Source organism: Mycolicibacterium brisbanense, from assembly GCF_001570425.1.
In the GTDB taxonomy this organism is placed as follows: domain Bacteria; phylum Actinomycetota; class Actinomycetes; order Mycobacteriales; family Mycobacteriaceae; genus Mycobacterium; species Mycobacterium brisbanense.
The window spans coordinates 123,066-143,056 of record NZ_BCSX01000015.1; the positions used below are offsets into that span (position 1 = coordinate 123,066).

The 19,991-nt window shown below is 66.4% G+C and carries 23 protein-coding genes; 2 read left to right on the plus strand and 21 right to left on the minus strand.

Annotation, left to right across the window (positions count from 1 at the left end):
- Nucleotide 1: 1 nt before the first annotated feature.
- The 13 genes from RMCB_RS05855 to rpsJ form a co-directional block, all read right to left on the minus strand.
- A complete protein-coding gene (locus RMCB_RS05855) occupies nucleotides 2-1,927 on the minus strand; it encodes a cellulose biosynthesis cyclic di-GMP-binding regulatory protein BcsB (RefSeq protein ID WP_234792013.1) in 1,926 nt (641 codons plus the stop codon).
- A gap of 80 nt (nucleotides 1,928-2,007) precedes the next feature.
- Complete coding sequence (locus RMCB_RS05860; protein ID WP_062828033.1) at nucleotides 2,008-3,558, minus strand: hypothetical protein; 1,551 nt, start codon at nucleotides 3,556-3,558, stop codon at nucleotides 2,008-2,010.
- 352 nt (nucleotides 3,559-3,910) lie between these two features.
- Complete coding sequence (gene rpsQ / locus RMCB_RS05865) at nucleotides 3,911-4,207, minus strand: 30S ribosomal protein S17 (RefSeq protein WP_029369109.1); 297 nt, start codon at nucleotides 4,205-4,207, stop codon at nucleotides 3,911-3,913.
- The gene (gene rpmC / locus RMCB_RS05870; protein ID WP_029369110.1) at nucleotides 4,207-4,440 is read right to left on the minus strand and encodes a 50S ribosomal protein L29; all 234 of its coding nucleotides are present in this window, start codon (nucleotides 4,438-4,440) and stop codon (nucleotides 4,207-4,209) included. Before rpmC ends, rpsQ begins: the two co-directional genes overlap by 1 nt.
- Nucleotides 4,440-4,856, minus strand: a complete 417-nt coding sequence (gene rplP / locus RMCB_RS05875) for a 50S ribosomal protein L16 (RefSeq protein ID WP_024453873.1) — start codon at nucleotides 4,854-4,856, stop codon at nucleotides 4,440-4,442. Before rplP ends, rpmC begins: the two co-directional genes overlap by 1 nt.
- Before the next feature lie 2 nt (nucleotides 4,857-4,858).
- Nucleotides 4,859-5,701, minus strand: a complete 843-nt coding sequence (gene rpsC, locus RMCB_RS05880; RefSeq protein WP_029369113.1) for a 30S ribosomal protein S3 — start codon at nucleotides 5,699-5,701, stop codon at nucleotides 4,859-4,861.
- Nucleotides 5,701-6,189, minus strand: a complete 489-nt coding sequence (rplV, locus tag RMCB_RS05885) for a 50S ribosomal protein L22 (protein ID WP_029369114.1) — start codon at nucleotides 6,187-6,189, stop codon at nucleotides 5,701-5,703. The genes rpsC and rplV overlap by 1 nt, the downstream gene beginning before the upstream one ends.
- Complete coding sequence (rpsS, locus tag RMCB_RS05890) at nucleotides 6,186-6,467, minus strand: 30S ribosomal protein S19 (RefSeq protein ID WP_003892827.1); 282 nt, start codon at nucleotides 6,465-6,467, stop codon at nucleotides 6,186-6,188. The genes rplV and rpsS overlap by 4 nt, the downstream gene beginning before the upstream one ends.
- A 12-nt stretch (nucleotides 6,468-6,479) precedes the next feature.
- Nucleotides 6,480-7,316: a 50S ribosomal protein L2 gene (rplB, locus tag RMCB_RS05895; RefSeq protein WP_029369115.1), complete on the minus strand. Its 837-nt coding sequence runs from the start codon at nucleotides 7,314-7,316 to the stop codon at nucleotides 6,480-6,482.
- Nucleotides 7,317-7,358: 42 nt separating this feature from the next.
- Nucleotides 7,359-7,661 (minus strand): 50S ribosomal protein L23, encoded by a 303-nt coding sequence (rplW, locus tag RMCB_RS05900; protein WP_018601839.1) that lies wholly within the window; start codon nucleotides 7,659-7,661, stop codon nucleotides 7,359-7,361.
- Nucleotides 7,661-8,308, minus strand: a complete 648-nt coding sequence (rplD, locus tag RMCB_RS05905) for a 50S ribosomal protein L4 (RefSeq protein ID WP_062828034.1) — start codon at nucleotides 8,306-8,308, stop codon at nucleotides 7,661-7,663. Before rplD ends, rplW begins: the two co-directional genes overlap by 1 nt.
- Complete coding sequence (rplC, locus tag RMCB_RS05910; protein ID WP_029369117.1) at nucleotides 8,308-8,961, minus strand: 50S ribosomal protein L3; 654 nt, start codon at nucleotides 8,959-8,961, stop codon at nucleotides 8,308-8,310. Before rplC ends, rplD begins: the two co-directional genes overlap by 1 nt.
- A 14-nt stretch (nucleotides 8,962-8,975) precedes the next feature.
- Entirely contained in the window at nucleotides 8,976-9,281 is a 306-nt protein-coding gene (gene rpsJ, locus RMCB_RS05915) for a 30S ribosomal protein S10 (RefSeq protein ID WP_003883485.1), read from the minus strand.
- Between the two features lie 411 nt (nucleotides 9,282-9,692).
- On the opposite strand from rpsJ, the gene RMCB_RS05920 reads away from it, so the two are divergent.
- Complete coding sequence (locus RMCB_RS05920) at nucleotides 9,693-10,178, plus strand: hotdog fold domain-containing protein (protein WP_062828086.1); 486 nt, start codon at nucleotides 9,693-9,695, stop codon at nucleotides 10,176-10,178.
- Nucleotides 10,179-10,182: 4 nt separating this feature from the next.
- On the opposite strand, the gene RMCB_RS05925 is transcribed toward RMCB_RS05920, so the two are convergent.
- Entirely contained in the window at nucleotides 10,183-10,536 is a 354-nt protein-coding gene (locus RMCB_RS05925; RefSeq protein ID WP_062828035.1) for a nuclear transport factor 2 family protein, read from the minus strand.
- A gap of 2 nt (nucleotides 10,537-10,538) precedes the next feature.
- Nucleotides 10,539-12,179 (minus strand): carboxylesterase/lipase family protein, encoded by a 1,641-nt coding sequence (locus RMCB_RS05930; protein ID WP_081661359.1) that lies wholly within the window; start codon nucleotides 12,177-12,179, stop codon nucleotides 10,539-10,541.
- Between the two features lie 77 nt (nucleotides 12,180-12,256).
- On the opposite strand from RMCB_RS05930, the gene RMCB_RS05935 reads away from it, so the two are divergent.
- On the plus strand, nucleotides 12,257-13,510 hold the full coding sequence (locus RMCB_RS05935) for a cytochrome P450 (protein WP_062828036.1): 1,254 nt from the start codon (nucleotides 12,257-12,259) through the stop codon (nucleotides 13,508-13,510).
- An 8-nt stretch (nucleotides 13,511-13,518) separates the two neighbouring features.
- Here RMCB_RS05935 and mftG read toward each other — a convergent pair whose 3' ends face one another.
- The 6 genes from mftG to mftB form a co-directional block, all read right to left on the minus strand.
- A complete protein-coding gene (mftG, locus tag RMCB_RS05940) occupies nucleotides 13,519-14,934 on the minus strand; it encodes a mycofactocin dehydrogenase MftG (protein WP_062828037.1) in 1,416 nt (471 codons plus the stop codon).
- Nucleotides 14,935-14,993: 59 nt separating this feature from the next.
- The gene (gene mftF, locus RMCB_RS05945) at nucleotides 14,994-16,406 is read right to left on the minus strand and encodes a mycofactocin biosynthesis glycosyltransferase MftF (protein ID WP_029369124.1); all 1,413 of its coding nucleotides are present in this window, start codon (nucleotides 16,404-16,406) and stop codon (nucleotides 14,994-14,996) included.
- Nucleotides 16,403-17,146 carry a mycofactocin biosynthesis peptidyl-dipeptidase MftE gene (gene mftE, locus RMCB_RS05950; protein WP_062828038.1) on the minus strand — a complete coding sequence of 248 codons (744 nt, stop codon included), beginning with the start codon at nucleotides 17,144-17,146 and terminating at the stop codon, nucleotides 16,403-16,405. The genes mftF and mftE overlap by 4 nt, the downstream gene beginning before the upstream one ends.
- A 147-nt stretch (nucleotides 17,147-17,293) precedes the next feature.
- On the minus strand, nucleotides 17,294-18,487 hold the full coding sequence (gene mftD, locus RMCB_RS05955; RefSeq protein ID WP_062828039.1) for a pre-mycofactocin synthase MftD: 1,194 nt from the start codon (nucleotides 18,485-18,487) through the stop codon (nucleotides 17,294-17,296).
- A gap of 2 nt (nucleotides 18,488-18,489) precedes the next feature.
- Nucleotides 18,490-19,683 carry a mycofactocin radical SAM maturase gene (mftC, locus tag RMCB_RS05960; RefSeq protein ID WP_029369128.1) on the minus strand — a complete coding sequence of 398 codons (1,194 nt, stop codon included), beginning with the start codon at nucleotides 19,681-19,683 and terminating at the stop codon, nucleotides 18,490-18,492.
- Entirely contained in the window at nucleotides 19,680-19,991 is a 312-nt protein-coding gene (gene mftB, locus RMCB_RS05965; protein WP_062828040.1) for a mycofactocin biosynthesis chaperone MftB, read from the minus strand. The genes mftC and mftB overlap by 4 nt, the downstream gene beginning before the upstream one ends.

The following is a 19,991-nucleotide window of genomic DNA, read 5'->3' on the forward strand; positions in this document are numbered from 1 at the left end:
GCTAGCCCCGCGACCGCCGGGCGCGCCAGGCGATCGCGCCGGCGCCGAGGGCAGCCAGCACGACCACGACGGCACCGATACCGAGGTACAGCGCCTTTCGGTCAGTGCTCGCCGCCAGCGACTCCGGTTGTGTTGCCGCAGTGTTGACTTGGATGGGGTCACGGTCAGCCACGGCGATCAGTGCATTGCCGGTCAGGCCGGACCATCGGGCCGTGTCGGCGTTGAGCCATCCGAGCAGCCGATCGAGCTCATCGGGCGTGTTGGTGGATGTCGCGACCAGCAGGGTGCGCCCACCGGAGAAGAGCGTCTGCAACGAGCCGAATCCGATTTTCGGATCCAGCGTGAGGGTGCTGGATGTGCCACTGCCGTCGACATTCTCGACGGTGATGACGTCCTGCGAATCCACCGACACCGGCAGGGTGATCGAGGCGGCGTCCCAGCGGTCGGGGCTCACCACGACAGCGGGGTTCGACGATGTGATGGCGTCCTGGCGGGAAACCACGGCCGTGTCGAACGGACGGGCACTCAGGCGCTGCAGGCCGGTGAGGATCAAGGCCGCGCGCTTGAGATTGGCGAAGCCGTCATCGATGCCGACCTCCAGACGCGGCATCAACGCCTGTGGCAATGCCTGGAAACCGCCAGGGACCGGAGGCTTGGCCAGCTTGCTCTCCACCGGTGTCTCGCCGTCGATGGTCAGGGTGATGGGCTGGAACTCCCCGCACCGCCCGGTGTTTCCCGCCGCATTCACCGCGATGTCCAGATTCGTGTACCGCTGCAACAACCGGTCCGGGACGTCGATCCAGCGGTCGATGCGACCGTCGGTCTCCGTCGCCCACCGGTCGATGGTCTGTCCCCCGATGCTCACGACGACTTGCCCCGCGACGCTGGACGGCAGTGGCGTGTAGGAGCCCTGCAGATGGACTCTGACGCCGTGCACCGACCGGCCGAGCCTGGTCTGATCCAGTGGCACGGTCACCCGCGGATTGACCAGTGCAGTGGCGTTGACTCCCGGCTGTCCGAGCTGGCGGATGGTGGTCATGTCACCAGGCAGCTGCGGAGTTGTCGACAACGGCCCGGCGACGGCTTTCGACCGGACGGCAAGTTTCGAGATGTCACTCGACAGCAGTCGCGCCTGATTGGTCAGCTCCCCGGGCGCCCCCGAAACCACGAGGGCAGGAACGGCATTGGGCCCCTCGAGGCTCAGGCCGGGCGCTTGCCCTTCGCGTACCACGATCTGGCGTTCGAGCGGGGCCGGAGGCGGCACGGGCCCGCCTGCGGCCGGCACGAGGTCGACAGCGGTGCGCTGCGGGCCATAACGCGCCACAGTGGCCGTGACGAGCCGCAGCGCCGCGTCCGACTCGGTCTTCGACGGATTCGCTGGCACGAACACCGTGAGCTTCTGCAACACCGGGGGCAGGAAGTCAGCGATGGTCGCGGGTGGCAGTTCCTGGCCCGCGTAGCGGATCGACGCGTCGACCAGCCGCAGCGGATTCGTCGGGTCGTAGACGCAGTACCCGTCCGGCAGCGTCAGATAGCTGCGCAGCAACACCGTGACGGCGTTGTCGACGACTCGGGCGCCGGCCAGCGGGATGGTTATGGGTCCTTGGTCAGGAGGCAGCGGGACCCGGGCCAGCGTGCGGTCCTCCTGAGTGACTTCGAGTGTTCCGCCCCGCGCGTTGACCGGCAGCACTGCGGTTGCCACCAATTCGGCCGCGGTGAGGCCGGGCTGCACCGGGACCGTCACGGTCTGCACACCTTCGACGCCGTAGAGCGCGATGTCAGGGTCGGAACCCAATGTCCGCAAACTCAATGTCGGCGAATTTGCGAGCGACGGACCATCTTCGGGCGCGGCGGTCGCGGTCCCTGGGAGAGCGGTTCCGGCAGCGATGATCACAGCAGCGAACAACGGCAGCATCCGTGCAGTCACAGGTCGAAGCCTAAGCCGGACGTGGCGGACGCGCCCGGGTTCACAGAAATCGTTACATCCGTAAGCACGGTGCATGAAAGTCATTGGCATGGCCCGCCGCAGGGAAACTGCGCAGCCACCAATGCTCGCCCGAAAAGGGTGAGCAGCTCACCGTCCTTGAAGGTCGGGGTCTGCTCGTCGAGAACGGCGTTGCCGCGGAACAACAACGTGGTCAATGTCCGCACGGTTGACGCGACATTCTCCGACGGATGCGGAAAGGGTGCGTTCGGCTCGTGGTTGTCAACCGCGAAAACCGTCACGCGCTGCGCCAGATCCTTGTCGCCCCAAGCGAATTGCAGCGAGTTCCAGGTCACGAGGAGATTGTCGTCCACCACCGACAGCATCTCGGCGTGTACCCCGTTGCCGAGATCGACCGGCCGCAGTTCGCTCAATCGCGCGCCCGTCAGCCCGTACACGACCCGGGCCGGATACACCCCGAACGTGAACGGACGCTGACTGACGATGCTGTCCACCACGAGGGTGCGCGGCTTGGCCAGCTTGTCCCAGCTCGGGTTTCCGGTATCCGCGCGCATGTATTGCCGCACCAGAACGGCATTGTCGCCATACAGCCGGTGTACCTCGGTGTGGTTTTCGCGAGCTGTCGTCGACCACCCCGGCGGTGCGTCCAGCGGCTGGCCGGGCGACAGCACATTCGGACTGGGACGACTGATGGGCGCGGTGGTCACCTGAGTGGGCAACGAGCAGAACGACAGTGCCACGGCGACCGCGACGACGAGAGGAACTCCTGCCCACACCTGCCTGGCGGCAAGAGGTTCCACCTTGCGGTCCAACCAGCGCTTCGGAACACCCCGGCGCGCCGCCAAATACATGACGACGTTGACCACACAGATCGCCGACAGCGCGGGCAGTTGTTGATAGACGATGAGCGGCGCGGCGGGGTGCACCACGCTGATGGTGATGAGCACCGCGAATCCGAACACCCACGCAGCAACCGACCCGATGACGCCGCGACGAACGGTCCGCCCGACGGCGATTCCGGTACCGATCGCCGCGACGATCAGCGTGGCCGCACCCGCGGCAAACTTCCCACCGCCGAGGATCACCACCGTCAGGTAGTACGGCAAGGAGAACCCCATAGCGAACAACGTCCACACCCAGAAGAACCGCAGTACCGGTCGAAGACCGAACAGCACGATGCAGCAGCACAGTACGAACAGCCATGCGGCGACCAGGTCCAGCCGCAGCAGGTGAAAATACAGCGCGTACCGGTCGAGCAGCGCGGCCTGGATCATCAGCGCCAAGCCCAAACACATGACGCCGACGATGATGTCGGTCTGCCGGTCGTGGATCGGGAGCTCGGTGCGGTTGCGTCGGGACACCCCGACGGCCACCAGCGCGGCCGCCACCGGCACAGTCCAGAGATAGCCGCCGATGCCGCCCGCTCTGGTGGTGGCGACGAGGCTGCCGAAGCTGTCGTGGAACGCGAACGCCGTCAGGCCGATGATCAAGGCCCACCGCAAGGCCAGTCGGTAAAACGGATGGACGTCGTAGTACCGCGTCAGAATCGTCGAGAACCCGGGCCGGTCCGCCGAGACTGTCGACGATGCCGTAGGCGAGGGTGCGGTGGTCATCGCCGACGGCGGGCGCTCATGGCTAACCGTAGCGTCAGCGCGGAGAGCCCGCGTTCAGCCCAATGACCGTGGATACCATGCCTTTTCCCCGCTCCCATACGCGAGATGGTATGACAGCGGCACCCCTGAGCAAACACAAATCAGCGACACAGACGGGACGTTGCCCCGGGCTGCGGATTCAGCAAATCCGGTCGCGAGGAGTGGACCCTGATGGGCGACAGCCTTTTGTCGCGCACTGCGGTGACGGCGAACAGGCGCGTATCATCGTTCGGATCCCGGTGCGACTCAATACCGAGCAAACGCAGAATCGCCCCTTTCCCGAAGGAAAGGGGCGATTCTCTGTCTGCGGTGCTTACTTGGCGCGCTCGAGCACCTCGACCAGTCGCCAGCGCTTGCTGGCCGACAGCGGCCGGGTCTCCATCAACGAGACGCGGTCGCCGATGCCGGCCTCACCGTTCTCGTCATGCGCCTTCACCTTCTTGGTGGTGCGGATGATCTTGCCGTAGAGCGGGTGGCTCTTGCGATCTTCCAGCTCGACGACGATGGTCTTCTGCATCTTGTCGCTCACCACGTAGCCGATGGCGGTCTTGCGACGGCCACGGGGCTGTTCGGTGGCCGGGGTGTGCTTGGGGCCCTTAGTTTCTGCCATTACGAATCCTCACCACCGGGCCCGGAAGCCAGACCCAACTCACGTTCACGCAGCACGGTGTAAAGCCGTGCAATCTCCTGGCGCACAGTGCGCAGCCGACGGTTGTTGGCGAGCTGCCCGGTCGCCATCTGGAAGCGCAGGTTGAACAGCTCTTCCTTCGACTCGCGGAGCTTGCTCGTCAGCTCGTCGTCGGTCAGTTCGCGCAGTTCACCAGGCGAAGTTCCCACTGCCATCAGAACTGCTCCTCTCGGGTCACGATGCGTGCCTTGATCGGCAGCTTGTGGATCGCGCGGGTGAGCGCGTCGCGGGCGATCTTCTCGTCCGGGTAGCTCAGCTCGAACAGCACGCGGCCGGGCTTGACGTTGGCGACCCACCATTCCGGCGAACCCTTACCGGAACCCATACGGGTTTCGGCAGGCTTCTTGGTCAGCGGACGGTCCGGGAAGATGTTGATCCACACCTTGCCGCCACGCTTGATGTGCCGGTTGATGGCGATACGAGCGGACTCGATCTGCCGGTTGGTGATGTAGGCGTGCTCCAGTGCCTGGATGCCATAGTCACCGAAGCTCACCGACGTGCCGCCGCTGGCGATGCCACGCTGCTCGGGGTGATGCTGCTTGCGGTGCTTGACCTTGCGGGGAATCAGCATGTTCAGCTCTCCGTGTTCTCTGCGGAGGGCGCTTCGGCAACGGCCGCGGCCGCTGCGGAAGAGGGTGCCTCCGCGGTCTCCTCGGCAGCACGGCCGGCCTCGGTGCTCGTCGCGGTGGTACCCGACGAACCGCTACGACGCGGACGGCTGCCCGAAGGACGCTCACGACGCGGACGGTCGGAACCGGCCGGCGCGGCGGCAGCGAGCTCACGCTTGCCACCGACGATGTCGCCCTTGTAGATCCACACCTTCACGCCGATGCGGCCGAAGGTGGTCTTGGCCTCGTACAGGCCATAGTCGATGTCGGCCCGCAGCGTGTGCAGCGGAACCCGGCCCTCGCGGTAGAACTCCGAGCGGCTCATCTCAGCACCGCCGAGGCGGCCCGAGCACTGCACCCGGATGCCCTTCACGTTGGGCTGACGCATCGCCGACTGGATGGCCTTACGCATGGCGCGACGGAACGCGACACGGTTGCTCAGCTGCTCGGCGACACCCTGGGCGACGAGCTGAGCCTGCGACTCAGGGTTCTTCACCTCGAGGATGTTGAGCTGAACCTGCTTGCCGGTCAGCTTCTCCAGGTCCGCACGGATGCGGTCGGCCTCGGTGCCGCGGCGACCGATGACGATGCCGGGACGCGCGGTGTGGATGTCGACGCGAACCCGGTCACGGGTGCGTTCGATCTCCACATCGGCGATGCCGGCCCGCTCCAGGCCGGTGGCCAGCAGACGACGGATCGCGACGTCTTCCTTGACGTAGTCCTTGTACTGCTTGTCGGCGTACCAGCGGGACTTCCATTCGGTCGTGATGCCGAGTCGGAAGCCGTGGGGATTGATCTTCTGGCCCACTACTCCGAGCCTCCCTTCGAGTCAGCGGACTTCGCGGCCGTGTCTGAGGCTGCTGCCTTCGCGGCAGCGGAAGCCTTGCTGCCCTGGGCACGACGGCTGCGAGCCGACTGTGCGGACGCACCCTTCTGCTTGGGCGGACGGCTTTCCACGATCACGGTGATGTGGCTGGTGCGCTTACGAATCCGGAAGGCACGGCCCTGGGCACGCGGCCGGATGCGCTTGGCGGTCGGGCCCTCGTCTGCGTAGACGGTGGCGACGACCAGCGTGGCTGGATCGAGCCCCTCGTTGTTCTGCGCGTTGGCGGCAGCGCTCGCGATCACCTTGGCGACCGGCTCGCTGGCGGCCTGGGGCGCCCACCGCAGGATGTCGAGGGCTTCCTCGACGCTCTTGCCGCGGACCAGGTCGATAACGCGACGGGCCTTGGTCGGCGAGATGCGCACGAAGCGCGCCTTCGCCGTCGCTGACGGGTATTCGGTAACAGTGCTCATCGACGCTTGCTCTTCCGGTCGTCCTTGATGTGACCCTTGAACGTGCGCGTCGGAGCGAACTCGCCGAGCTTGTGCCCGACCATCGCCTCGGTCACGAACACCGGCACGTGCTTGCGGCCGTCATGCACCGCAAAGGTGTGCCCGATGAAGTCCGGGATGATGGTCGACCGACGCGACCAGGTCTTGATGACCTGCTTGGTGTTCTTCTCGTTCTGAACGTCGACCTTCTTCAACAGATGGTCGTCGACGAACGGACCCTTCTTCAGGCTGCGTGGCATCGCTATTTACTCCTAGCGCTTCTTGCCGGTGCGCCGGCGACGGACGATGAGCTTGTCGCTCGCCTTCTTGGGCTTACGAGTGCGGCCCTCGGGCTTGCCCCACGGGCTCACCGGGTGACGACCACCGGAGGTCTTACCCTCACCACCACCGTGCGGGTGGTCGACCGGGTTCATCACGACGCCACGGACGGTGGGGCGCTTGCCCTTCCACCGCATACGGCCGGCCTTGCCCCAGTTGATGTTCGCCTGCTCGGCGTTGCCGACCTCGCCGACGGTGGCGCGGCAGCGCACATCGACGCGACGGATCTCGCCCGACGGCATACGCAGCGAGGCGTAGGTGCCTTCCTTACCGAGCAGCTGGATGCTGACACCGGCGGAGCGGGCCAGCTTGGCCCCGCCACCGGGCCGCAGCTCCACGGCGTGGATCACGGTGCCTGCCGGGATGTTGCGCAGCGGCAGGTTGTTACCGGGCTTGATGTCGGCGTTGGCGCCCGACTCGATCACGTCGCCCTGCTTGATGCCCTGCGGCGCGATGATGTAGCGCTTCTCGCCGTCAAGGAAGTGCAGCAGCGCGATGTTCGCGGTGCGGTTGGGGTCGTACTCGATGTGCGCGACCTTGGCGTTGACGCCGTCCTTGTCGTGGCGACGGAAGTCGATGACGCGGTAGGCGCGCTTGTGGCCGCCACCCTTGTGCCGGGTGGTGATGCGGCCGTGGGCATTACGCCCACCGGTGCTGCTCAGCGGACGAACCAGCGACTTCTCCGGAGTCGAACGAGTGATCTCGGCGAAATCGGAGACGCTCGAACCGCGACGACCCGGGGTCGTCGGCTTGTACTTGCGAATTCCCATATCAGTTAAATCTCTCTTTAATCCTCGATAGGATCCCGGCGATTACGCCGGTGCTCCGAACAGATCGATCGGCTTGCTGCCCGCGGCCAACGTGACGATGGCGCGCTTGGTGCTCTTGCGCTGCCCGAAGCCGGCGCGGGTGCGCTTGCGCTTGCCCTGCCGGTTCGCGGTGTTCACCGAATCGACCTTGACGTTGAAGATCTTCTCGATGGCGATCTTGATCTGCGTCTTGTTCGAATCCGGGTGCACCACAAACGTGTACACGTTGTCCTCGATCAGCCCGTACGACTTCTCCGAGATGACCGGAGCCAGGATGATGTCGCGGGGGTCGGTCACGGTAGCCATCAGGCCGACACCTCCTCTTTCGTGTTGGACGCGATGTACGCGTTGAGCGCCTCGACCGAGAACACCACGTCGTCGGCGTGCAGCACGTCGTACGTGTTGAGCTGATCCGGCGAGATCACGTGCACGCCAGGCAGATTGCGAACGCTCTTGGCGCCGACCTCATCGGTACGGCCGATGACGACGAGAACCTTCTTGTTTTCCGTCAGCGAGCCGAGGAACGCCTTGACGCTCTTGGTCGACGGGGTCTGGCCCTCGATCAGCTCGGTGACCGCGTGGATCCGCTCGTTGCGGGCCCGATCCGAGAGCGCACCGCGCAGCGCGGCGGCGATCATCTTCTTCGGGGTCCGCTGGCTGTAGTCGCGCGGCTGCGGGCCGTGGACGACGCCACCACCGGTGAACTGCGGCGCGCGGGTCGAGCCCTGACGGGCGCGGCCGGTGCCCTTCTGCCGGTACGGCTTCTTGCCACCACCGGAGACCTCACCGCGAGTCTTGGTCGCGTGCGTGCCCTGACGCTTGGCCGCCAACTGCGCGGTGACCACCTGGTGCATCAGCGCGATGTTGGGCTCAACGTCGAACAACGCAGCGGGCAGCTCGACGGAACCGTCGGTCTTACCAGCCGGAGTCTTAACGTCAATTTTCAGAGTCATTACTTCTCGCCTCGCTTGATTGCGCTGCGGACAACAACCAGTCCACCGTTACGTCCGGGGATGGCGCCCTTGATCAACAGCACGCCGTTCTCGGCATCGACCTTGTGCACCTTGAGGTTCTGCGTGGTCACCCGGTCGTTGCCCATACGGCCCGACATGCGAGTGCCCTTGAAGACGCGGCCCGGGGTGGCGCAGCCACCGATCGAACCGGGGCGACGGTGCACAGCCTGGGCACCGTGCGCGGCGCCCTGGCCACGGAAGCCGTGGCGCTTCATGGTGCCTGCGAAGCCCTTGCCCTTGCTGGTGCCTGTCACGTCGACGTAAGCGCCGTCGGCGAAGATCTCGGCGGTCAGTTCCTGACCCACCTCGTATTCGGCGGCAGCAGCTTCGTCATCGAGCCGCAGCTCGGCCAGGTGACGACGCGGGTTCACGCCCGCGGCGGCGTACTGGCCGGTGACCGGCTTGTTGACCTTGCGCGGGCTGATCTCGCCATAGGCGAGCTGCACGGCGGTGTAGCCATCGCGCTCGGTGGTACGGATACGGGTCACCACGTTGGGGCCGGCCTTCACGACCGTCACCGGGACGACTTTGTTGTTCTCGTCGAACACCTGCGTCATGCCCAGCTTGGTGCCCAAAATGCCTTTTCTAGCCATTTGATTCGGGTCTCCTACTGGATGTTGACGTCGACACTGGCCGGCAGATCGATGCGCATGAGAGCGTCAACGGTCTTGGGCGTCGGGTCGAGGATGTCGATCAGCCGCTTGTGCGTGCGCATCTCGAAATGCTCGCGCGAGTCCTTGTACTTGTGCGGCGACCGGATGACGCAATACACGTTCTTCTCGGTCGGCAGCGGCACAGGGCCCACCACACTGGCACCGGTACGGGTGACCGTTTCGACGATCTTGCGCGCCGAGGCGTCAATGGCCTCATGGTCGTAGGCCTTGAGCCTGATGCGGATCTTCTGTCCCGCCACGCTTCTCCTACCTCGCTCCTGCTTCGTACATCGGCCGGCCGTCCCGGGGACGAACCCGTCGGGCCTGGTGCCCCGGCGCGGATCGCGCCGAGATTTGCCGCCGCTGTTTACCTGTCTATGGTTCACCGGCCCCCGCGGTCGGGTGTGTCGCCCTCCCGCACACTCGTTCGCTCGGGAAATCCGTCACAATCGAGGCTGGAACCGGATGCGCCCATGTGGACGCTGGTCGGATGCCCGGGCCAGGGAGTACCCAGCTCAAGGCAACCTGAACAGTATGCCTTAGATCGCCGCGGGCTCCAAATCCCTGGTCGAAGTGGCTCGGCCGTTGGGGTCCAGCCTACGCAACACGGCGGTACACGTTGAACGGGCAGCGCGTCCAACCCTATCTTACTCATGAGTAAGATAGGGGTCATGACCACCATCTCAGGGGCGCCGAGCGCCACCTACCGGGCGTGGCAACAATTGGCAGGCAAGCCGCTGGGCACCCGATTGTTCTCCGTGGCGGCCATGGCACGCGTGCCGTATTTCGCCTCGATCGTGCCGCACGTCGTGCGCATGGAGCCCGGCTTGGCCGAGGTGACGGTGCCCAAGTGGTTCTTCATCTACAACCACTTGCACACCGTGCACGCGATCGCGTCGTGCAATGCCGCGGAGATGGCGATGGGCATGCTGATGGAGGCGACGGTGCCCACCAGCCACCGTTGGATCCCCAAGGCCATGACGGTGAGCTACCTGGCCAAGGCCACCACATCACTGCGCGCGACGGCACGACTGGACCCGCCTGACTTCACGCTGATCACCGAAGGCGCCGACGTCGTGGTGCCCGTCAGCGTCACCGACGGCCACGGTGTCGAGGTCGTACACGCCGACATCACCACCTGGGTGACCCCGGCCTGACGCCCTACTCGAGGTAGGTGCCGTGCCCTTCGCGCACGAGTTCACCGTCGAATATCAGCACCTCGTTGACGAGCCCACCGAGGTGGTTGCGGTAGTTGATCACCAAGCTGGATTCGCCGCGGTACACCGCGAGCACGTCGAAATGCAGATCCGGCATCCCCGCGAGCGCCGTGGTCCAGTAGTCGCGCAGCGCGGCCTTGCCCCGCACCACTCCGCGGCTTTCAGGCACGACGCGCGCAGCGACCGGTGAACTGAACACCACGTCGTCGTGGAAATGCGCCAGGACCGCCTCGACGTCGTGGGCGTTCCAGGCCGCGACCCAGGTGTCGGCGAAAGCCTGTGGTGGCGGTGTCGGCATCCTCAGCGGCCTTTCAGTCCGGCCCAGAACGGGCACTGGTGTTCCTGCGCGAAACCGTCGGCCATGTGACTACCGCTGGACTGCAACGACATTCGGGGCGAACCCGACGCACCGTCCCAGGCCGGCCAGCCCGGACTGCCACTGGAGACGAATCGGCTCCAGTCGTCGATCATGGTGTCCGACAACGTCTGTTGCGCGGGGTTCAGGGGCGGGGCACCGCCGATGTCGAACAGATAGCGCAGTTCCAGCGAGTGGCTCGCACCGACCGGGAAAGGCAGGGTGCGGAAAGGATCGGGCGCGGGAGCGTCCCGGTCGTTGAATTCGTAGGCGTACACCGGCCCCGACAGCGTCGCAGCCATCCGGTCTGCCACACAGGAGAAGTCAGCATCGGTCACCGTGGCCGAATATGCCAGTGCCACACCACCATACCGATCGGGAGGATACTGCGCGGCAACCTTGCCGGCGTCCGCGCCGAACGTCTCGGCGAGCAGCCGGGGGTATTCGTCCGCGGTGAAGCGCTCGCCCTCCTGCAGGTAGCGCATCGCCACGAACAACGTGAACTCATCCCGGGTGGTGCCCACCATCACGGGCACCCGAGACCCCTTCCCCGCTGCGAACGCCGCCAACGGCGCAACCGGCAGGACCTTGGTGCCGGTGATCGGGCCGGTCAGCTCATCGCGGCCGATGTTGTAGTACCAGACCGGTTTTCGCAGCCGATCCACCGGAAGGGCGCGCAGGCAGGCCGCCGCGGTCGCCGGGTCGGGGCAGCCGACAGCAGCCGCGTAGTCGAGGCTTCGGCGCTGCGCGGTGGCCAGGTCCGCCTGCGCCTGACACGGCGCGCTCATCAGGATCGCCGCCCGGAAGAGCCCTGCCGAGCCTGGCGCCACCAGGTGATTGCAGACCGACATCCCGCCTGCGGATTCGCCGGCGATGGTCACCTGATCGGGGTCGCCGCCGAACGCTGAGATGTTGTCATGCACCCACCGGAGCGCAGCCTGCTGATCGAGCATCCCGTAGTTGCCGACCTCGCCCGCAGGCCCGAGTGCGGGATGAGCCAGGAATCCGAGAGTGCCGAGGCGGTAGTTGATGCTCACGACGACGATGTCGCCGCGTGCCGCCAGCCAACGGGCGTCGTACACCCCGCTGCTGCCGTTGACGAACGCGCCGCCGTGGATCCACACCATCACCGGCCGACGCTCGCCGGATGCGGGCGGCGTCCAGACGTTGAGACTCAGGCAATCCTCGGAAGTGTTACGTCCCCGCTCGGGGTCGGCCGTCGGATCCTGCACGCATCGCGGCCCGAACACCGAAGCGTCGCGCACCCCGGCCCAGCCGGGTGCCGGAGCCGGCGGCGCAAATCGCAATGGTCCGACAGGCGCTGCGGCGTAAGGGATCCCGGCGAACAACCGGTGGTCGGCCGCCACGTTACCGCGCAGCGTGCCCTGTGCGACGTGGACGTACGACGGGTCCCCTGCCGGTTCCGCCGACCCCGACACGGTCCGACCTCCGCTGCGCCCGCACCCGGCGAGCACCAATCCCAGGATGACCACGACCACGGCGAGGACGGCTGTCAGACGCCGACCCGGATGGCGCACCTTTGCTGGCTGCACAGTCGCCGAGCCTAGCCGGTGGTGATCCGACATTCCGGTGCCCGAAGTGGCGCCGATCACATAGACTGGCTACTTGACACCCGTCAACTGCTGCTAGGAGGAGTATCGGGATGAGCGCGCCTGCGATGGATGACGCCGCCAGGGTCCTGGCCGATCCAACGGCCTACGCCGACGACGCCCGCCTGCACGGGGCGCTGACCCGACTGCGCGCCGAGAACCCGGTGGCGTGGGTGGACAACCCGCCATACCGCCCGTTCTGGGCGATCACCAAGCACGCCGACATCATGGCCATCGAACGCGACAACGATCTGTTCATCAGCGAGCCACGGCCGCTGCTGGCCACCGCGGCCGCCGACGATCTCGCCCGGCAACAGCTGGAAGCCGGGATGGGTCTGCGGACCCTGATCCACATGGACGATCCGCATCATCGCAAGGTTCGGTCCATCGGCGCAGACTGGTTCCGCCCCAAGGCAATGCGAGATCTGAAAATCCGCGTCGACGAACTGGCCACCCGCTATGTCGACAAGATGGCCGCCGCTGGGCCGCAATGTGATTTCGTCACCACCGTGGCGGTCGACTTCCCGCTGTACGTGATCATGTCGCTACTCGGGCTGCCCGAAGAGGATTTCGGTCGCATGCACATGCTGACCCAGGAGATGTTCGGCGGTGACGACGACGAGTACAAGCGCGAGGGCGGGTCGCTGGACGACCAATTGGCCGTGCTGCTCGACTTTTTCGCGTACTTCTCGCAGTTGACCGCGTCGCGACGGGCCAACCCGACCGGAGACCTCGCGTCGGCCATCGCCAACGGCCGCATCGACGGGGAACCCCTGTCGGACGTCGACACGGCGTCGTACTACGTGATCGTCGCCAGTGCAGGCCACGACACCACCAAGGACGCGATCTCCGGAGGGCTGCTTGCGCTCATCGAGAACCCCGGCGAGCTGCAGAGGTTGCGGGCCAACCCCGGCCTGATGGGCACCGCGGTCGAGGAGATGATCCGGTGGTCGACACCGGTCAAGGAATTCATGCGGACGGCGACGGCCGATACGACGGTGCGTGGAGTGCCGATCGCCAAGGGCGAATCCGTCTACCTCGCTTACGTTTCCGGCAACCGCGACGAGGACGTGTTCGCCGATCCGTTCCGCTTCGACGTCGCGCGGGACCCCAACAAGCATCTGGCTTTCGGCTACGGCGTCCACTTCTGCCTGGGCGCGGCGCTGGCCAGGATGGAGATGGCGAGCCTGTTCACCGAACTGCTCTCGCGGCTGGACCACATCGAATTAGCCGGTACGCCCGTGCTTTCCGCCACGACCTTCGTCGGAGGGCTCAAACACCTGCCGGTGCGCTACTCGTTGCGCTGACACCTCGCTCAGCCGGCGATGAACTCCGCGGCGCGATGGCCGATCATCGCGATGGTGGCGTGCGGCCCACGGCTGGTGATCGCGGGCATGATCGAACCGTCCACCACCCACAGCCCGGTGATCCCGTGCACTCGGCAGGTCGGGTCGAGCACGGCGTCCGGGCCGTTGCCCATCGGGGCGGTGCCTGCCAGATGCTGTGACGTCGACCACGACGGTGCACCGACTTCCGCAGTGCCCCCGATCAATTCACGAGCCATCTCCGCGCCTTCGCGGAGCGCTTCGACATCGGAAGCCACGCTGTCGTAGCGGTGTTCGATAATCGGAGCCGTCGTCGGGTCCGTCGAGGCGAGCCTGACCCGGCCGCGGGACCGCGGCCGCATGAGTGCCACCCCGAGGTGCGGCAACTCGGCGGGATCGTGCTCGGGTCCATGCACCATCGCCGCGAAGCCCGCCGTGTACGGGCGCACCTCGATACCGTCTGCGGTGGTGAGCACGGCCTCCAAGGGCGGCAGGTCGTGGGTGGGCGTCCAGTCGACGGGCAGCACCCACTCGGGGTGGTCGACCGTCGCGGCCCCGACCGGCAATCCCGCCACCACTGTGATGCCCAACCGTTCGAGATCGACGGCCGGGCCGATGCCGGACAGCATCAACAGCTGAGCAGACCCGATTGCCCCGCTGCACAACACAATTCGGTCGGCAGTAAGGGTCTCACCGCCGAGGCACTCCACGCCCACGGCGCGGGTTCCCGCGAAAAGGATGCGGCAGACCCTGGTGTCGGCACGGACTTCCAGGTTGCGGCGCTGCAATGCCGGCTGCAGGTAGGCACCGCCCGGGCCGAGGCGAGTTCCGCCGTTGATGTTCAGCGGTACCGCGCCCGCCCCTGCCGGCAACGTCGCATCGATGTCCGATCCGTTCAGATCAGGCAGCCAGCCGAAACCCGCCGCCGTCGCCGCGGATACGAAAGAGGCCGTACACCCGTCGAATTCATGCACGCGCCGGACCAGAATGGGTCCGTCGGAGCCGTGCAGTGCGGTATCGAAGTCCAGATCCGTCTCGATCGCAAGGAAATGCGGTAGCACATCGCGCCAACTCCAGCCGGGGACCGCCCAGCCGTCGAAGTCTCCGGGTAGTCCGCGGCAAAAGTAGCCCCCGTTGACCGCTCCCGAACCGCCGACGACCGAACCGCGGATGATCTCGGTGTGGCGGGGCGGATGCTCGGTCAAGGTCGACCGATAGTGGCGCACGACGCCGCTGGCAGTGCCGATCGGTAGCCGCAACCCGTCGGTGATCTGAGCGGCCACCCGCGGGTCCGATGGGGCGGGCCCGGCTTCGACGACACACACGCGACAGTCGGGATCGGAGGAAAGTCGTTCGGCCAAGACGGATCCGGCGCTGCCGGCGCCCACAATCAGTACGTCGCGCACGTGAGGAGCAGATGAGGAGGGGCGCACGTGAGGAGCAGAAAACGCATCAGGCCTCAGCGCTAACTCCGCAGCTGCGGTTTGAGAGCGCCGAGGTTGCGCTCGCGCACGACGCCGGCCCACAGACCTGTGCCATACGCGATGTCGTCGAGGCGCTTGAGCATGATGTGGGTCAGCAGGCCGACGGGCTTGGTGTCGTCGTCGGCGTTGCCGCGTCTGGTCGCCCAGTCCACCACCCCGTCGACCACCGCCGCCAGCAACACCGCCTGGCGGGCCCGGCGGAAGAGCAGCGCGGCGATCAGCGCGATCGGCCAATAGTGCCGACAGATCGCTGAACACAACTGCAGGGCGGCGGACCACAATCCGGTCGCGGTGACGACGGCGACGTCGCGGGGTTCGGTGTCGACCGTGCTGAGCGAGCGCGCGATGCGCCTGCCGGTCATGACAGCGACGACCAACGAGGCCAGATAGCCGACGCACGAACCGACGGCCAGCAACAACCAGACCACCAGGCTCCAGCCGGAGATCACCAGCGGCGCCGTCTTCCCAGGATGCCGCACGGTCAGCGGAGCAGCCGATGTGCCATAGAACGCCTTGCGGCTGAACCACTCTCGAAGATCGGTGCGGTGATCGTGGGCCACCAGGGCGATGGGTTCGTACCGTAGCCGGGCGCCGGCCTCGACGAACCGCCAGCACAGGTCGACGTCTTCGCCGGACTGCATGGTCTCGTCGAATCCCCCGACACTGAGCAGCGCCGAGCGCCTGCAGATGATGGCAGCGCTGGGCACGTAGGACACCGTGCCGTACGGGACCACCGGCGCCTCCCGGACACCGAGGTCCAGCGATGACCGCACAGCCTCGTACCGGGCAACCAGATTGTCGGTCGTGTGCAGCCCGACGATCCGGGGCGCGACCAACGCCACGGCTGGATCGCAGAAGTGGCCCAGCAACGCTTCGAGCCAACCGCGGCGCGGGACCACGTCAGAGTCGAGGAACGCCACGAAGTCTGTCTCGCAGGCCGCCAGGCCAGTGTTGCGGGCAGCCGCGGGTCCGTTGCTGCGGGCGTGCCGCAGGACCTGGACATCGCAGTGCATCGAGGCGAACTCCTCCTCGGACACCGGCACCGCGGAGCCGTCGTCGACCACGATGACCCGAAGGCCACGCAGCGTCCCGATCAGCCGATGCAACCCAGATACGTTGTCTCGTACCGGAATAACCACGGTGACGTCGCGATGCGACGGCCCACTGGCGGGACGCGGATGAGCGACTGTGGCGTCGAGCAGGGTGCGGGCGAGTTGCGCGCTGACAGCGTCGTGGACCTCGAGGCGACCGCCGTTGAGCATGGTCTGTGCAGTCGGGGCGAGTCGCAGCAGACGCGTCGGCGAACCACCCAGCAGAGCTGAGCCCTCACCGAGCACCTTGACGCGACGATCCACCTGAACGGCAAAGCCGTCAGGCAGCCTCGGCCCGGTCACGTCAGCATCCCGTTCCGGTCGGGCCGCCAGCGACGGATCCGATCCGTACACCCCTCGACCATCTCAGCAAAGATACGCTCCCCCTCGGACGCAGTGGCGGTGGTCGGATCACCGAGCACTCCTGCCGCGCTGACCGCGGCAACGCCACCACGACGCAACTGCGGCATCAATTCCGCCAGTGGCGCGGTGTTCCCCGGTGCGACCTCGTCGCACCACACATCGCTCGGTGAAATATGTAGCAATACAGAAGTTTCGGTATGGCCGGCATGCGCGTCGGCGCCGACCGCCGCGCACGGTACCCAGGCGACGTCGCGGCTCTCGGACCGGAGCAGCGCAGTCGCCGTCGCCAGCGCCTCCACATTGCCCCCGTGGCCGTTGACGAACACCAGGCGCGACACCCAGCTCGTTGCCGACCTGCCGTACTCCACCAGCAAAAGCCGCAAAGCCTCGGTGCCGATCGATATGGTGCCCGCGAAACCCTCGTGCTCGCCGCTGGCTCCGTAGCCGATCGCCGGCGCGACTACCCAGTCGGAACCGGACCCGCCGCCGAGCCGCTCCACCGCGGCGCGCGCCACCGCCGAGGCGATGCGCGTGTCGGTGTCCAGCGGCAAGTGCGGTCCGTGCTGTTCGGTAGAACCGACCGGGATTACCAACATGGGCGACACGTTGCGTAGCTGCCTCGTCGTCGAGTTCCCGAGCTCGCTGGGGAAAGCCACGTGCCGATGGTAGGCCGAATTCACCTGGAGTGCGCCAATTGTTGAAGCATGAGCAGCAATTGATTTCCCGGAACTTCTCCGCCGGCTCCCCAAAGCCATCTCGTGCGCCTCTCCAGCCACCCCTGTCACGGGGAGGTTACGCGCTACGGACCGTCCCGACCAGTCCCCCGGTCAAATGCCAGTGGTCGGTGGCACGCCCAGCGACCGCAGGAATCCCGGCGGCACCAAGATGTCATCGGGAGAAAGATCGTGGATCGAGGCCTTACCGAGCCCACGCAGCGCGGAGTCGATCCCGCCCGACAAGATGTCGAGCACGTTCTCCACTCCGGCCTGTCCGTTGGCCGCCAGACCCCACAGATACGCCCGACCGATCATGACGGCCCGCGCACCCAGCGCCACGGCCTTGACGACATCGCTGCCGCGCCGGACACCGCCGTCGAGCAAAACCTCCACCTGGTCACCGACGGCCTCGGCGATCGCAGGCAGGCACCGAATCGCCGCCGGCGTGCCGTCCAGGTTGTTGCCGCCGTGGTTGGACACCGTGATCGCCGAAACCCCAGCGTCGACAGCACGTTTGGCGTCGTCGACCCGCACCATGCCCTTGAGCAGGAACGGACCACCCCACTGCTCGCGCAGCCACGCGATGTCCTCCCAGGTCGGCGGCGGCGTGCCCATCCACTGTCCGTACGCCTCGAAGAACGTCGGCCCCGGCTCGCCGCGTCGCCCCTGATTCGGAACCCGCAGGTCCGGCGGACGCAGATGCTTGCCGAAGCTCCACAGCCAGCGCGGCTTGGTGAGCACCTCCGGCGACATCTTGATCATCGTCTTGAGATCCATGCGCTCCGGAATCTTGGGGCTGCCCCAGTCACGGCCGTGGCTGAAGCTCCAGTCGGTCGTGGCGATCAAGCCGACCGCGCCCGCGTCCTTCGCACGCTGCACGCGCTCGGCGATCTCGTCGCGGCTGCCGAGCCAGTAGATCTGGAAAAAGATCTTGTCGTTGACGGCGGTGACTTCTTCCATCGGCTTGCTGGCAAACGACGATAGACCCATCGCGGTACCGCGTGCGGCCGCCGCACGGGCAACCGCCACCTCGCCGTCGGGATCGATTGCCTGCACACCGGTCGGCGAGATGATGACGGGCATCGAAATGTCCTGACCCATCACGGTTGTCGCCATCTCACGCTTCTCGGTGACCCCGACCACATGCGGGGCGAAGCCGAGTTGGGCAAAGGCCTCGACGTTGTCGGAGACCGACACGCCCTTCTCACTGGCCGAGATCAACGACGAGTAGGCGGAGCGGGGCAGACGTTTCTTCGCTCGCTGCTGAGCGATGGCGACGGTTTCGAACCAGGTATCGCGGGCCATGATCAGATCGGACTTTCGTTGCAGAATTTCTTCGGAGGGACGGTGAGGAGCTTGAGCGGGATCGGCCCCTTACTCGAGCGGGAATGGTCGACGCTGGACTTGGGCTTGTCCCGCTCCAGCGCGAGTGCGGGCTCACCGTAGCCCTGCACACACTCGGGATCGGGCCCGTCCATCGGCAGACCGGTGAAGAACTTGGCGGCCATGCAGCCGCCGCGGCAGCTGTCGTAGTGCCCGCAGCTGCCGCAGGCACCGGCCGACTGCGGTTCCCGCAGCTCGCGGAACAACGGCGCGTTTTGCCATACGTTCTGGAAACCGTTGTCTGACAGGATGTTTCCCGCGAGGAAGCGGTCGTGGATGGCGAACGGGCAGGCGTACACGTCGCCCACCGGGTCGATCAGGCAGACCACCCGGCCGGCTCCGCACAGGTTGAGACCGGCCAGCGCACCCGGTTCGCCGAGGCCCGACAAGTGGAAGAACGAATCCCCCGTGAGCACCCGCTCACCGTGAGCCACCAGCCAGTCATACAGCTGACGCTGCTGGGCCGCGGTGGGGTGCAGTTCGTCCCAGACGTCGGCGCCGCGCCCCGAGGGCCGCAGCCGCGTGATGCGCAGCGTGGCGCCGTACTGATCGGCCAACGCCTTGAAATCGTCGAGCTGGTCGACGTTGTGGCGAGTCACCACCACCGAGATCTTGGCGTCCTTGAAACCGGCGGCCTTGAGGTTCTCCAAGGCCCGGATGGCCATGGCGAACGAGCCGGGTCCGCGCACCGCATCGTTGATCTCGGCGGTCGCTCCGTCCAGGGAGATCTGGACGTCGACATAGTCGCTGGCCGCCAGTTTCGTTGCCACCTGTGGCGTGATGCGCACGCCGTTGGTGGAGAACTTCACGCCGACGTGGTGCGCGGTCGCGTAGTCGACGAGCTCCCAAAAGTCCGACCGCACAGTGGGTTCCCCGCCACCGATGTTGACGTAGAACACCTGCATGCGTTCGAGCTCATCGATGATGTCCTTGCACTGCTGCGTGCTGAGCTCACGCGGATCGCGTTTGCCCGAGGACGACAGGCAGTGCACGCACGCCAGGTTGCATGCGTAGGTGAGCTCCCAGGTCAGGCAGATGGGCGCGTCGAGGCCATGCTCGAACTGCTCGACCAGTCGCGGTACGGGCGCCGGCGCGGGTGCCGAATCCAGAACGGTCATGGGACCTCCTTGAGAACGAGCATCTTGGACTGGGCGAGCACACCCAGGGCATGCAGGTACGGGGCCTGCTGATCGTCGCCGACCCCGGCGGCCCGGCACGCCGACCGGACATCGGGATGGTCGGCCAGAGATTTGACCACCGTCACGATCGTCCGGTTCTTCAGGAACGAAAGCTTGCGCGTACCAAAGTGATACAGCAATGCACCGAACGGCTCCGGCCGCACCGCCACCTGGTGGTGCAGCCGCCAGCCGCGTTCCGGATCGAACGACGGTGCCGCACCGGTGGGTGCGGACACAGGCCCGGCCAT